This is a genomic window from Chroococcidiopsis thermalis PCC 7203 (assembly GCF_000317125.1).
GTDB classification, from domain to species: domain Bacteria; phylum Cyanobacteriota; class Cyanobacteriia; order Cyanobacteriales; family Chroococcidiopsidaceae; genus Chroococcidiopsis; species Chroococcidiopsis thermalis.
Genome location: NC_019695.1, coordinates 1,133,742 through 1,147,446, shown reverse-complemented (window position 1 = coordinate 1,147,446; position 13,705 = coordinate 1,133,742). Strand labels below are relative to the sequence as shown.

Genomic DNA, 13,705 nt, shown 5'->3' with positions numbered 1-13,705 from the left:
TAGTTAATAGTGGCTGACCATCGATCGTTAACCATTGACAGTCCTGATAGAAATTTTACTTCGCTGTTTAGACCCGCTATATAATTATCAGACGAGTCGATTATTTTTATGCAGAATAAGAAAAATGGAGATATTCTGATCGTCGATGACAAGCCGGATAACCTACGGTTATTATCTGCTATGTTGAGCGATCGCGGTTATGAAATACGCGCAGTGATGAGCGGATCGGCGGCTTTAATGGGAGCGCAGGCACAGCCCCCAGACTTGATCTTATTAGATATTAATATGCCTGAAATGAACGGGTATGAAGTTTGTCAGCGCCTCAAAGCAAATCATCTGACTCAAAATATTCCCATCATTTTTATCAGTGCGTTAAACGAAGTTTTGGATAAAGTCAAAGCCTTTACATTTGGTGGAGTCGATTACATCACCAAACCATTTCAAGAAGAGGAAGTCTTCGCCCGCATTGAAACGCAGCTATCTTTACGTCGGATGCAAGTAGCATTACAAACCCAAAACGATCGCTTGCAGCAAGCAGAAGCCGATCTCCGCCGCGCCTTGGAACAGGAACGGATGTTAAACCAGCGGATCGAAGCAATGACTGCAATAGAAGAACGCCATCGCATCGCCCGTGACATTCACGACTCTCTGGGACATATTTTAGTCGGACTCAACATTCAAATGGAAACCGCGCTAACGCTTTGGCAAACAGCACCCGATCGCGCTTTTGAGTTTCTGGGCGAAGCAAAAAAACTAGGCACTGAGGCATTAAATGCCGTGCGCCGTTCGGTAACAGATATTCGGTCAGATCCGCTGCAAGGTCAATTATTAGATCGGGCGATCGCTGCCTTAATCGCAGAATTTCATCACACAACAGGCATTGCCCCTGAGTGTCAGCTCGATCTCTCCCTTCCCTTTTCTAACTCAGTAAATACTGTGGTATATCGAATTGTGCAAGAAGGATTGACAAATATCTGCAAACATGCAAAAGCTACATCTGTTCAGTTACAAATTCAAACCACGCCCACCGAGCTATCACTGAAGCTGCAAGATAATGGTGGCGGCTTTTGTGCAGATGAAAACCAGAATGGCTTTGGATTGCAGGGAATGCGCGAACGAGTGCTAGCGGTTGGAGGACAGTTAGAAATTACCAGCGCACCTGGCAAAGGATGTAGAATTACAGCCAGATTTCCTAGAAATGAGGGAGTCGTGTAGAGGCGGGTTTTTAGAGCATACTTTTAGTAAAACAAAGAGTTCTGCGGATAAACCCGCCCGTACCGGAGTCGGGAGTAGAGATCGAGAGTAGTGTCTGGTGCGTGGTGAATAGTATAAATACCAATTACCAACTACCAATTACCAATTACCAATTACCAATTAAAATGATCCGGGTGCTACTAGTTGAAGATCAAGAAATCGTCCGACGCGGCTTGAAAACCTTGCTGGAAATTAAACCTGACTTGCAAGTAGTGGGAGAAGCTAGTAACGGACAGCAAGCAATTGACGCAGTCAGATCGCTATACGCCCAATCCGATCCACCAGATATTGTCCTCATGGATATTCGGATGCCAGTTATGGACGGCGTGACGGCAACTCAACAAATGTGCCAGGAATTTACCAATATTAAAGTTTTAGTTCTAACTACATTTGACGATGCCAATTATGTATCGGAAGCTCTACGCTTTGGTGCAAAGGGATATTTATTGAAAGACACTCCTGCGGAGGAACTAGCAGAAGCCATCCGCAGCGTTCATAAAGGATATACTCAATTTGGTCCTGGCATTATCGAAAAAATTGCTCCCACGACACCCTCCCCAGCACCAACTCCATCCCCAGAAGAACCGCCACCAGGATTTACAGAACTAACGCAACGCGAACGACAGGTGTTACGCCAAATCGCCGCAGGTGCTAGCAATCGAGAAATCGCTCAGACGCTTTTTCTTTCTGAAGGGACAGTCAGAAATCATATTTCTCGAATTTTGACACGCTTGGATTTACGCGATCGCACCCAAGCCGCAATTATTGCCAATGCATTTCTCTCCTGGTTGAAAGAGTAGGGACAGTTATCAGTGACTAGTGGCTGGTGGCTAGTGACGAGAATTGAGTCCAGCCACTAGCCACTAACCACTAGCCACTCTCTTGCCATGACAAATGTAATGGTAGAAAAATGACATTTATTCGATGCGATCGCACCTTTGCTGCTCGTAAATTAGAACCATTGCGACAGTATGACAAGGAGCAAGCATAGGAGGTAGTCGGATGATGTCCAAAATTACAATGGCACAACTAACACAGACATGGCGATCGCAGTTAGCTGAAGACTACCCGCAAGCCAGTGTAGCCAATAGAGACAGTATTGTTCGGTGGTTGCTTGGCGACGACTTAGAACGATTTGACAACCTGACTTCAGCTCAACTACACGTGACTCAACAAGCATTGTCATTTCGCTATCGAATTCTGCAAAAGCGTTATTTAGGCATACCACCAGAACGAGCTTATCGCCGCCTCATCAGTCGTTTGAGTAGTTTATTGGTACTGCGGCACAAAGTTCGCGCTTTAGTTGCCCTCAGTCGCGATCGCCACCGCACTGTGGTAGATGTCATTCAAGAAGTCTTGCAGGAATTATTGCTGCGCGATCGCTACATTCAACAACAAGTAGCCTGGATTGCCCAGTGTACAAACAATTTCCAACTCCGTAGTGCTTTACTATTCGCCAGTATAGAAGAATATTCCATGCGTCCGATCCGCGATCGACCTCTGTTAGTCTATCGGACGATTGACTATTTACAGCGTACGGCACGGGGAGGAATCACTTACTCACCTAACAGCGAGCAATTACAACTCGTGTCAGACGAATTTTTCACGGAGGAAAGCGACAATTCTTTCAGCTGGCTGGATAACCATGCCTTAGTTGCATATCAAGAGGCTGAAACCGAGGCAGAACAAAAAGCGATGCACGATGCTGTCAAACAAGAATTGTCCGATTATTTGCAGGTAAAACTAGGGATGGAAGCAGTACAGTGGTTGCAGCTTTATCTCCAAGGTAAATCGCAGCAGGCGATCGCCAATCAATTAAATTTGGACGTGCGACAAGTTTACCGACTGCGGGAAAAAGTCTGCTACCATGCAGGACGAACTTTTGCCCAGAAAAAACAACCAGAACTCGTAGCTAACTGGCTGAAAGCAAAAGTTGCCGAACACCAAAGTTGAAGACTTCCAGCCGCTCGGGATGCCTTGCTCATTTTCTTTTCGCCGTTGCGGATCTTTGACTCAAGAGTGCTTGCACATCTTTACATCATCATATAGCATCAGTTTTTTTGACTTTTGACCGAATAGGGATAAGGGAGCAGAGAGCAGGGAGTAGTAGTATACAAAAAAACTTCAGCGTAACGCATCACTCTCAGTTTTTGGTGCGTTACTGAGATTTTTTCAACAATCAAACCGGATTCCTATAGTCAGAAACTATACAGCAAAAATGTAAGCTTTTATTAAGCTACTACCTTTCTTCATTAGTTCTTCATTTTTTTTTCCTATTCTCCAAAAAGATAAAGATGCTAGTGCTTGAGTTTGAATACTCAGATTAAGACAACAGCCAAACAAACTAAACTCCTCGGAGTCTTTCATTGCCAGAAACAAAGTAAGTTATCACGCTATCCGGTGTAACTTGCGATCGAACTCTGGCTTTTTTCTCTATTAACTAGCGATTGAAAAGTCAAAAGTCAAAAGTCAAAAGTCAAAACTATCTCTCGCGAATGACCAATGACCAATGACCAATGACCAATGACCAATTATGTTTCTCGTATAACCAAGGAGGAATTTAATGACAATTACTCCAGAGCGAGAGCAAAAAGTAAGGGTTGTGGTCGATAACGATCCGGTTCCTACCTCACCTGAGTTATGGGCAAAACCAGGACACTTCGATCGCACTCTTGCTAGAGGTCCCAAAACGACTACTTGGATCTGGAACCTCCATGCTAATGCTCACGATTTCGACACTCATACCAGCGATTTAGAAGATATTTCCCGCAAGATTTTCGCTGCCCATTTCGGTCACTTAGCTGTTATATTTATCTGGCTGAGTGGCATGTACTTTCACGGCGCGAAATTCTCCAACTTTGAAGCTTGGATGGCAAATCCAACTGGTGTTAAACCCAGCGCCCAGGTAGTTTGGTCGCTTGTCGGTCAAGATATTTTAAATGCCGATGTTGGTGGTGGCTTCCACGGAATTCAAATCACGTCAGGACTATTTCAACTCTGGCGGGCTGCTGGCATTACTAATACTTTTCAGCTTTACTGTACCGCGATCGGTGGTTTGGTAATGGCAGCGATAATGCTCTTTGCTGGCTGGTTCCACTATCACAAACGCGCTCCCAAATTGGAATGGTTTCAAAATTGGGAAGCGATGATGAACCACCACTTAGCAGGATTGCTAGGCTTGGGTTGCCTGGGTTGGGCAGGGCATCAAATTCACGTTGCTTTGCCCGTTAACAAACTATTGGATGCTGGGGTCGCTATTAAAGATATTCCCCTGCCTCACGAATTCATTTTGAATACAAGCTTAATGGCAGAGTTATATCCCAGCTTTGCCAAAGGTTTAGTACCCTTCTTTACCCTGCAATGGGGACAATATGCCGATTTCCTTACCTTTAAAGGTGGTCTGAATCCGGTCACGGGTGGTCTGTGGTTGTCAGATACCGCTCACCATCATTTAGCGCTTGCGGTGCTGTTCATCGTTGCCGGACACTTCTACCGCACTAACTGGGGTATCGGTCACAGTTTCAAAGAAATGTTGGATGATGCCAAATCTCCCAACATGCTGCCATTTTTAAACTTTATCGGTCCCGTGGGTCATGAGGGACTCGATAAAATCTTCGAGACTTCTTGGCACGCTAATCTATCTATCCACTTAGTACAGTTTGGAACGGCTAGCCTACTGGTGGCGCACCACATGTATGCTATGCCTCCCTATCCCTACCTAGCAACAGATTACGCTACTGCCCTGTCTCTATTTACTCACCACGTCTGGATTGCCGGATTCTGTATCGTCGGTGGCGCAGCCCACGCAGCTATTTTCATGGTACGGGACTACGATCCAGCCCATCACGTCAACAACATATTAGATCGAACCCTCCGTCACCGCGATGTCATTATTTCTCACCTCGCTTGGGTTTGTCAGTTTTTAGGCTTTCATAGCTTTGCTATGTACTGCCACAACGACACCATGCGAGCTTTCGGTCGTCCCCAAGATATGTTCTCAGATACGGGAATTCAGCTACAACCAATTTTTGCCCAGTGGATTCAGCACATCCACACCGCAGCCGTGGGAGCGGCGCAGGTGGCTCAACCCTTGGGTGATGTCTTTGGTGGCGTGCGGGGAATCGAACTCTCAGGACTCGGTACGACAGCTCCAGGCATCGGCGCACCCGTCAGCTACGCTTGGGGTGGTGGTATGGTTGCAGTTGGTGGTAAAGTCGCCATGATGCCGATCGCACTGGGTACGGCAGACTTCTTGATCCACCACATCCACGCTTTTACAATTCACGTCACGGTACTCGTACTATTTAAGGGCGTACTATTTGCCCGTGGTTCGCGTTTGGTTCCAGATAAAGCAAACTTGGGCTTCCGCTTCCCTTGTGATGGTCCAGGTCGCGGTGGTACGTGTCAAGTATCGGCTTGGGATCACGTCTTCCTGGGTCTATTCTGGATGTACAACTCGCTGTCAATGGTAGTTTTCCACTTTAGTTGGAAGATGCAATCAGATGTTTGGGGAACGGTCGATTCAGATGGCATTGTCACGCACTTGACCGGAGGTAACTTTGCTACCTCGTCGATTACCAATAACGGGTGGCTGCGCGATTTCCTCTGGGCGCAATCGGCACAGGTGATTCAGTCTTACAACTCATCCCTGTCTGCCTACGGTCTGATGTTCCTAGCCGGACACTTCATTTTTGGCTTTAGCCTCATGTTCCTGTTCAGCGGTCGGGGCTACTGGCAAGAACTGATCGAATCGATCGTTTGGGCGCACAACAAATTAAAAGTTGCCCCAGCAATTCAGCCGCGTGCTTTGAGCATCGTCCACGGTCGAGCTGTTGGTGTCGCTCACTACCTCTTAGGAGGAATTGTGACAACCTGGGCATTCTTCCTCGCTCGCATGTCGGCAATTGGTTAGTGGTAATGGGTAATGGGTAATGAGAAGACGTAGGGGCGGGTTTTGACCAAAAATTTTCACTTAAGGTTGTCAACCTATTTGCGCGCACCCGCCCGTACAAAAATCAAAAGTCGAAATCAAACAACTACCAACTACCAATTACCAATTACCAATTACCAATCAAATAAATTTGAACCGAAACAAAGAATATGGCTACAAAATTTCCAAAATTTAGCCAAGACCTTGCTCAAGACCCTACGACCCGTCGTATTTGGTATGCGATGGCGACTGCTCACGATTTTGAACTCCACGATGGCATGACGGAGGAGAATCTTTATCAAAAGATTTTTGCTTCTCACTTCGGTCATTTGGCGATTATCTTTCTGTGGGCATCGGGGGTTTTGTTTCACGTCGCTTGGCAAGGCAATTTCGAGCAGTGGATTAAAGACCCTTTAAATGTGCGTCCGATCGCCCATGCGATTTGGGATGCTCAATTTGGTCCACCCGCGATCGAGGCTTTTACGAGAGCCGGAGCAACTAACCCAGTCGATATCTGCTATTCCGGTGTTTATCACTGGTGGTACACGATCGGGATGCGGACGAACAACGAACTTTATGTTGGTGCGATCTTCTTACTTTTACTCGCAGCTTTGTTCTTGTTTGCTGGTTGGTTGCACCTCCAACCTCGATATCGTCCTACTCTCGGTTGGTTCAAAAGTGCCGAACCACGTTTGAATCATCACCTAGCTGGTTTGTTCGGTGTCAGTTCCCTAGCTTGGGCGGCTCACTTAATTCACGTTGCAATTCCCGAATCTCGCGGGCAACATGTGGGTTGGGATAACTTCTTGTTTACCCCGCCGCATCCAGCGGGTTTGGGTGCGTTCTTTACAGGAAATTGGAGCGCTTACGCCCAGAATCCCGATACGGCTCAACATGTGTTTAACAGTTCTCAAGGTGCAGGAACGGCAATTCTGACGTTTTTGGGCGGTTTTCATCCTCAAACTCAATCTTTATGGTTGACGGATATGGCGCATCACCACGTGGCGATCGCCGTCTTGTTCATAATTGCCGGACACATGTACCGTACCAACTGGGGGATCGGTCACAGCATCAAAGAGATGCTGAACTCCAAATCTTTTTTTGGGGCAAAGGTTGAAGGTCCTTTCAACTTACCGCACCAAGGATTGTACGACACGATCAATAATTCGCTTCACTTCCAACTGTCTTTTGCTTTAGCTGCTTTGGGTGTAGCAAGTTCTTTGACAGCACAGCATATGTATTCGATGCCACCCTACGCTTTCATCGGGCAGGACTTCACGACTCAAGCAGCACTGTATACCCATCATCAGTACATTGCTGGGTTTTTGATGGTAGGGGCATTTTCCCATGCTGGTATCTTTTGGATCAGAGACTACGATCCAGAACAAAACAAGGGTAATGTCCTAGATCGGATGCTGCGTCACAAAGAAGCGATTATTTCCCACTTGTCTTGGGTGTCTCTTTTCCTGGGTTTCCACACTCTAGGCTTATACGTCCACAACGATGTAGAAGTTGCCTTTGGTGCGGCAGAAAAGCAAGTGCTGATCGAACCAGTGTTCGCTCAGTTTATCCAAGCAGCTCATGGTAAGGCGTTATACGGGTTTAATACGCTGTTATCAAACCCAGATAGTATTGCTTCTACAGCTTGGCCCAACCATGCTAATGTTTGGCTACCGGGATGGTTAGATGCGGTCAATAACACGACGAACTCCTTGTTTTTGACGATTGGACCTGGAGACTTCTACGTTCACCACGCGATCGCCCTTGGTTTGCACGTCACCACTTTAGTTCTGGTCAAAGGTGCCTTAGATGCTCGCGGTTCCAAGCTGATGCCCGACAAAAAAGACTTCGGCTATGCCTTCCCCTGCGATGGTCCCGGTCGCGGTGGTACTTGCGATATCTCTGCATGGGACGCTTCTTATTTAGCCGTGTTCTGGATGCTCAATACTTTGGGTTGGGTCACTTTCTATTGGCACTGGAAACATTTAGCAATTTGGGAAGGGAATATAGCTCAATTTAATGAGTCTTCCACCTATCTCATGGGTTGGTTCCGAGATTACCTCTGGTTGCATTCTGCTCAGTTGATTAATGGTTACAACCCATACGGTACGAATAGTCTAGCTATTTGGTCGTGGATGTTTCTCTGGGGTCACCTGGCTTGGGCTGTGAGTTTCATGTTCTTAATTACTTGGCGGGGTTATTGGCAAGAATTGATTGAAACTCTGGTCTGGGCGCACGAAAAAACACCATTATCTTTCGGATATTGGAGAGATAAGCCTGTAGCATTATCTATCGTTCAAGCTCGTCTAGTTGGCTTGACTCACTTCACCGTTGGCTATATTGCTACCTATGGTGCTTTCTTGATTGCGTCAACGGCTGGAAAATTTGGCTAGCCTAGAGCAAAAATTTTAGGGCAGATTCTACAAGAAATACATTTGTTGTTTCTGCCCTAGAAATTGGCTTTATCAGTTGCGAATTTAGACTCTCCTCTCCCGGTGGACGTACCAGGAGAGTTCTTTGAAAACCATGAGTTAATGCTTTCTATATTCGCGTTTATCTGCGTTACAACTCATAAAAAAATGCTTATTTGAGAAGTCGCACATAAGAAGCAAGATCGGAGGATCGACAACTTTAATTAGGAGAAAATCAAAAATGACTAATACTGCAAATCCATCTGTAGAATCAAAATTGAACTATAGGCTCGATACCGATCCCGTTCAACCCTATAAAGGAGATCCGTTTAACAGTAATTTCTCTACAGCTATTACCGATTCTCCCTTAGCTAGAGCTTTTATTAACAATCTTCCTGCCTATCGCAAAGGACTCACTCCTTTTATGCGTGGTTTAGAAATTGGCATGGCTCACGGCTATTTTCTAGTGGGACCAGAGGTTGTGGTTGGACCATTACGAGAGACAGCTCATGGTGCTAATTTAAGTGGATTGATTACAGCAATATATATAGCTGTATCAGCTTGTTTGGGAATTTCTATTTTTGCAATCACGACCTTCCAAGGCGATCCTAGAGGTGCTTATGGCTCTACTTCTAAAGATTCACTCAGACCGTTACGCAATCGCGATGAATGGTATCAATTAAATGGTGGAATTTTTCTAGGAGCAATGGGAGGAGCTGTATTTGCTTATTTACTACTAGAAAACTTCGATGCTCTAGACTCAATTTTGCGGGGTGGGGTTAATGTTAATTAGTGCGGAGGTAGGCATTGCCCATCCTACACACCTTATCAATTACCAATTGCCAATAAAAACTGGAGAATAGCATCATGGTAGATATGACACAATTAACAGGGTCTTATGCTGCTTCGTGGTTGCCTTGGATTATGATTCCTTTAATATTTTATATTTTGCCGTTTCCAGTATTTGCCCTAATATTTATTTGGATTGAAAAAGAAGCAGGAACGGCTGACGAAGAAGTATGATTGCAAAGAGAGAGAAAACTAATATATCTCGGTTTGTGAGGCAAAGAGCTTGAGTATCCTCTCTAATCTCTCTTATAAAAGAGGCAAGAAACCCTGTCAGTTCTATTTGCTTTACAAATTTTTTCCTGTAGAGACGTTACATGTAACGTCTCTACAGGAAAACCAATTTTTAGTTATCTTTCTTCTGTCACACTAGCAGAATAAAAGTAGAAGTTAAGCGGAATTTAGCTGAACATAAGTAATTGGGACAGTATGGAAGTCATTCATATAAGCCATCAGTTTGAAGAAGCCACGTTTAAGTTCTGGAATCGGAAAAACTTGCAAGAACCTATCCCACTAACTTGGGAAACCAGACGTAGGATGTGGCGAGGAGAAGGAAAGCATCAAAACACACTTTCAGGCGTTCAAGCTCGAACAACGAGTCTTCTATACTTGCGTTGAAACCAGGAGAAAGAGCGCTCCTGTTGATAGCGCGGTACAACTTCCTTGATTGGTCTGCCCTTGGGCTTTTTCCCTCCCAGATGCCGTTTGCGGGGGAAAAAGAGCCGCGCCTCGGCTCCGTACTTCCAGTCGATCATTCCCTTTTCCTCTGCCAATGCCAAAATCCGTCTTTTTAGTTTTTCCAGTGTTCCGTCTTCATACCATCGCGCTTTGCCATCGGTGGGCAGAACTCTTTGATGCCCATTGCGCCCCTCGTGGTATGTCGCACCATCGACAACCAGTAATTAATACGTATAACTGAGTATTCAAAACGTTTTTAGGTGCGTTTTATCGGCGTTTACGTTCTCGACTTGGCTCTCCTAAAGCTATTACTGCTACTGCTCACAAAATTGCGCGGATTTTTTACCAACTTTGGACAACCGGAGCAGATTACACTGATCCTGGCATGGATTATTATGAGCTGCGTTATCGCGAGCGAATGGTCAACAACCTTCACAAAAAAGCCCAGGCTTTTGGTTTTGAGCTTATTCCTCAGCCATCAGAAAATCTGGTTTCTTAGAAGAGGGATAAGTGTTGTTGGTATTTTTGAGCGATCGCTGTAGCAAATTCGCTCATTTCTCTAGCTTTTTGTTCTGCAATTTTGGCAAGTTCAGTAATTTCAGCTAGTTTAGCTTGCTGTTCTTCAGATAAAGATTCTTGTGTCATACTCAGAAATACAATAAATTGCGATCGCACCCCTCCTCTAACTTAAAGCCATGCGATCGCCTTTTACCCTCTATCTATTTACCTCCAACAAGCGCGAAGTCATAAACCGATCCATCCAATTTTCGAGATAAGCTATATTTGCCCGCTGTTCTGACGGATCTTCAGTATTTGCCGGATAAGGCATCAACCCTAAAATTGCGGCTGTGGTGACGCAGAACATTGACTTTTGGAAAGTCATACAAATTTGTACCCGCAAGTCATCTTCTCCACGCTTGGTGCGCCGATAGACTTCATGCAGATATTCGGGTAAGTAATGCCGCATATCCTGCATTAACAGCGTCGGAGGAATGCCAGCACCACCAATTGGTAACGGATCTGCATATAACGCACCATAAGCAAATCGCGCTTGATCGGGGGGAATTTGATGTGCTTGAGCGTTGTAAGAAATTGTCCCTTGAAACGGCGTGCCTCGGAAGAAAACTGCCTCTACGTAGGGTACAGCTGTATCGGGAAGGAAAGTTAAACCCGCACTTTTGGGAATAATTTCGTACTGTTTGCCTTTAATTTTCACCGTGTAAGTAATTGGTGTATTGGCATCGGCAACCAAACCATTTAAGATATGCTCGACTACCTGCGGAATAGTTTTGATTTCACCGCGATCGTAGCGATCGCTCAGCTTCAAAAACATATCGCTCATGATGTGCCAAAATTGCCCCAACCCACTGTAATAAGCTTGCTGACGTACCAATTCTGGAAGAAATTCTGGGAAAAGTTGGTTCAAGCCCAAAACCAAAGGATTATTTTTAAACTTTGCCTGAATCGCTGCTGCTGCTCGTTCTTTAAATTCCAGCGTATCTAAATAAGCATCCAAACCGCCGCCACCATGCCAGAACATAGCTTTCATGCAGTATTCAGCGTATTCAAAATTGATGCGATCGTGCCACCAATGACGGAGCAATTTCCTAATAGAAAATTCACCGTTAAAATACTTAAAGAAGGGGAAAAAGACTAAAAACTGATTTTCTGATATATATGTTAAATTCCGCCAGTAGGCATCTAAAACCACACCGTAGCTTTTGAGAATTCCTACAACTTCTAAAACATTTTCAGGAGTATCTGCAAGTAGAGCTTCTCCTGTTTGCAACCTTTGAATGTATTCTGCTAAAGGATGGCTGGTAGGCTTGTTAGTGATGCTGACCATATCAGGTATTAGTTAATCAGTTATCAGTTATCAGACATGAAATGCAACGTCTGTACAAAGAGCTTGGTAAGTGTTTTTTTGATAAAACAAGACTTTATTTTTTATTGTTTCACACATTGGTTAGCAAAATCTGCCCCTACAGGTATGAATCTCAATAGTAGGGACAGATTTTATTCAAACCAATTTACAATTGCGGATTCTTGACTGCGAGATGAGCGATCGCCTCTACATTATTTACCATAGCTGTAGTTGTCCGTTCGCTCCACCGTGCCATCCAACTCGGTTGAATTCCCAACACGACGATCAGTATTGCTAACGCGATCGCGGGGATGCGATCTGACCAGTAAACTTTAGGTAAATTCTCAACCTGGGGCGATAGCCGTCCGAAAAAGGCGCGGTTTACCAAGAGTAAGAAATATACCGCAGTCAAACCAGTCCCCACCATACTGAGGAGAGTTTGGGTAGGGAAGACGGGAAAACTGCCGCGAAACACGAGAAACTCTGCCACAAATCCTACCATACCAGGAATTCCAGCGCTTGCCATTACGCCTAAAATCATCAAGCTGCCAATGACAGGTAAACCTCGTTCGGGGTTGAGTAGTCCTCTTAACACTTGAGTATCGCGACTACCCGCTTTTTCGTAAACGACTCCCACCAGCAGAAACAGGAGTGCTGAAATTAAACCATGACTGAGCATTTGCAATACTGTCGCCAAAATACTCAAAGGTGTCGCTGCCGCTGCTGCCAGTAACACGTATCCCATGTGACCGATAGAGCTATAGGCTACCATCTTTTTCATATCAGTTTGGGCGATCGCGCAGGAAGCCCCATACAGCACGCTGACCACTGCCCAAGTTGCCAGCCAAGGGGCAAATGCTGCCCAAGCCTCCGGTAACAAGTCCATGCCAAAGCGCAACAAACCATAAGTTCCCAATTTCAATAATACCCCTGCCAGCAGCACGGAAACGGGTGTAGAAGCCTCGACGTGAGCATCTGGTAGCCAAGTATGGAAAGGAACCAAAGGAATTTTAATCCCGAAGCCGACAACAATTGCCCCTAGTAAAATCAATTGTGCTGTCAACGGTAAACCCAGCGCCGCCGTGCGTAAGGGTTCGTAAGCAAAAGAACCCGTACCGCTTAATAAAACCAAACCCAAAAAGGCAGCTAAAATCAGAATGCCTGAAATTGCCGTATAAATTAGAAACTTCGTCGCTGCATAGCCGCGCCTTGCGCCACCCCAAATCGCAATTAACAAATATAGGGGAATCAGTTCCAGTTCGTAGAACAGAAAGAATAGCAAGAGATCCTGAGATAGGAAAGCTCCAGCAACACCGGTATTGAGTAGCAGAATGAGAGAATAGTAGAATCGCGATCGCGCCACTTGGTTATTGGTGCTGTAAAGTGCAACGCAAGTGAGTAAGCCATTCAACACCAATAATGGGAAAGATAATCCATCCACGCCTAAGCGATAGCTCAAACCCAAAGCATCTATCCAAGGTAGTGCTTCTTGAAACTGAAAAGCACCATCCGCCGGATCGAATCGAAACCCGAGAACAATACTCCAAATAAATGTAGCAGCAGTAACTGCTAGAGCAATATAGCGCGATCGGGTCTCACCTGGAGGCAAAACCCAGATTAGCACCGCACCTAAGACTGGTAAGCAAATGAAAGCACTGAGCATTGGAATTGGGTAATGGGTAATGGGTAATGGGTAATGGGTAATGGGTAAGAGTTGATAGT

General features: G+C 45.3%; 11 protein-coding genes and 1 pseudogene. 8 read left to right on the top strand and 4 right to left on the bottom strand.

From position 1 onward, the window contains the following. Window positions 1-108 precede the first annotated feature (108 nt). The 7 genes from CHRO_RS05055 to psaI all read left to right on the top strand — a co-directional run bounded on the left by CHRO_RS05055 (window position 109) and on the right by psaI (window position 9,618). The gene (locus CHRO_RS05055) at window positions 109-1,215 is read left to right on the top strand and encodes an ATP-binding response regulator (protein ID WP_015153104.1); all 1,107 of its coding nucleotides are present in this window, start codon (window positions 109-111) and stop codon (window positions 1,213-1,215) included. 164 nt (window positions 1,216-1,379) lie between these two features. Beyond that, the gene (locus CHRO_RS05050; protein WP_015153103.1) at window positions 1,380-2,054 is read left to right on the top strand and encodes a response regulator transcription factor; all 675 of its coding nucleotides are present in this window, start codon (window positions 1,380-1,382) and stop codon (window positions 2,052-2,054) included. A gap of 202 nt (window positions 2,055-2,256) precedes the next feature. Next, window positions 2,257-3,207 carry a HetZ-related protein 2 gene (locus CHRO_RS05045; protein WP_015153102.1) on the top strand — a complete coding sequence of 317 codons (951 nt, stop codon included), beginning with the start codon at window positions 2,257-2,259 and terminating at the stop codon, window positions 3,205-3,207. A 610-nt stretch (window positions 3,208-3,817) separates the two neighbouring features. Then, window positions 3,818-6,166 carry a photosystem I core protein PsaA gene (gene psaA / locus CHRO_RS05040; RefSeq protein ID WP_015153100.1) on the top strand — a complete coding sequence of 783 codons (2,349 nt, stop codon included), beginning with the start codon at window positions 3,818-3,820 and terminating at the stop codon, window positions 6,164-6,166. 188 nt (window positions 6,167-6,354) lie between these two features. Then, window positions 6,355-8,577, top strand: coding sequence for a photosystem I core protein PsaB (gene psaB, locus CHRO_RS05035; RefSeq protein ID WP_015153099.1), 2,223 nt, complete (start codon window positions 6,355-6,357; stop codon window positions 8,575-8,577). 259 nt (window positions 8,578-8,836) lie between these two features. Continuing rightward, window positions 8,837-9,388: a photosystem I reaction center subunit XI gene (locus CHRO_RS05030; protein ID WP_015153098.1), complete on the top strand. Its 552-nt coding sequence runs from the start codon at window positions 8,837-8,839 to the stop codon at window positions 9,386-9,388. A 74-nt stretch (window positions 9,389-9,462) separates the two neighbouring features. Continuing rightward, on the top strand, window positions 9,463-9,618 hold the full coding sequence (gene psaI, locus CHRO_RS05025) for a photosystem I reaction center subunit VIII (RefSeq protein WP_015153097.1): 156 nt from the start codon (window positions 9,463-9,465) through the stop codon (window positions 9,616-9,618). 404 nt (window positions 9,619-10,022) lie between these two features. Here psaI and CHRO_RS05020 read toward each other — a convergent pair whose 3' ends face one another. Further along, window positions 10,023-10,196 (bottom strand): hypothetical protein, encoded by a 174-nt coding sequence (locus CHRO_RS05020; RefSeq protein WP_181245427.1) that lies wholly within the window; start codon window positions 10,194-10,196, stop codon window positions 10,023-10,025. A 170-nt stretch (window positions 10,197-10,366) separates the two neighbouring features. On the opposite strand from CHRO_RS05020, the pseudogene CHRO_RS35025 reads away from it, so the two are divergent. Further along, window positions 10,367-10,618 (top strand): annotated as a pseudogene (locus CHRO_RS35025) (IS110 family transposase); the annotation flags it as partial. Here CHRO_RS35025 and CHRO_RS31635 read toward each other — a convergent pair. The 3 genes from CHRO_RS31635 to CHRO_RS05010 form a co-directional block, all read right to left on the bottom strand. Then, on the bottom strand, window positions 10,615-10,764 hold the full coding sequence (locus CHRO_RS31635; RefSeq protein ID WP_015153096.1) for a hypothetical protein: 150 nt from the start codon (window positions 10,762-10,764) through the stop codon (window positions 10,615-10,617). The pseudogene CHRO_RS35025 and the gene CHRO_RS31635 sit on opposite strands and share 4 nt — an antisense overlap. A gap of 70 nt (window positions 10,765-10,834) precedes the next feature. Continuing rightward, a complete protein-coding gene (locus CHRO_RS05015; protein WP_015153095.1) occupies window positions 10,835-11,965 on the bottom strand; it encodes a CO2 hydration protein in 1,131 nt (376 codons plus the stop codon). Between the two features lie 184 nt (window positions 11,966-12,149). Next, on the bottom strand, window positions 12,150-13,646 hold the full coding sequence (locus tag CHRO_RS05010) for an NADH-quinone oxidoreductase subunit M (RefSeq protein ID WP_015153094.1): 1,497 nt from the start codon (window positions 13,644-13,646) through the stop codon (window positions 12,150-12,152). Between the last annotated feature and the right edge of the window lie 59 nt (window positions 13,647-13,705).

Excerpts from the sequence above, each read along its gene's own strand:
- CHRO_RS05055 (WP_015153104.1), top strand. The coding sequence starts at position 109 with ATGCAGAATAAGAAAAATGGAGATATTCTGATCGTCGATGACAAGCCG.
- CHRO_RS05050 (WP_015153103.1), top strand. The coding sequence starts at position 1,380 with ATGATCCGGGTGCTACTAGTTGAAGATCAAGAAATCGTCCGACGCGGC.
- CHRO_RS05045 (WP_015153102.1), top strand. The coding sequence starts at position 2,257 with ATGATGTCCAAAATTACAATGGCACAACTAACACAGACATGGCGATCG.
- psaA (WP_015153100.1), top strand. The coding sequence starts at position 3,818 with ATGACAATTACTCCAGAGCGAGAGCAAAAAGTAAGGGTTGTGGTCGAT.
- psaB (WP_015153099.1), top strand. The coding sequence starts at position 6,355 with ATGGCTACAAAATTTCCAAAATTTAGCCAAGACCTTGCTCAAGACCCT.
- CHRO_RS05030 (WP_015153098.1), top strand. The coding sequence starts at position 8,837 with ATGACTAATACTGCAAATCCATCTGTAGAATCAAAATTGAACTATAGG.
- psaI (WP_015153097.1), top strand. The coding sequence starts at position 9,463 with ATGGTAGATATGACACAATTAACAGGGTCTTATGCTGCTTCGTGGTTG.
- CHRO_RS05020 (WP_181245427.1), bottom strand. The coding sequence starts at position 10,196 with ATGATCGACTGGAAGTACGGAGCCGAGGCGCGGCTCTTTTTCCCCCGC.
- CHRO_RS31635 (WP_015153096.1), bottom strand. The coding sequence starts at position 10,764 with ATGACACAAGAATCTTTATCTGAAGAACAGCAAGCTAAACTAGCTGAA.
- CHRO_RS05015 (WP_015153095.1), bottom strand. The coding sequence starts at position 11,965 with ATGGTCAGCATCACTAACAAGCCTACCAGCCATCCTTTAGCAGAATAC.
- CHRO_RS05010 (WP_015153094.1), bottom strand. The coding sequence starts at position 13,646 with ATGCTCAGTGCTTTCATTTGCTTACCAGTCTTAGGTGCGGTGCTAATC.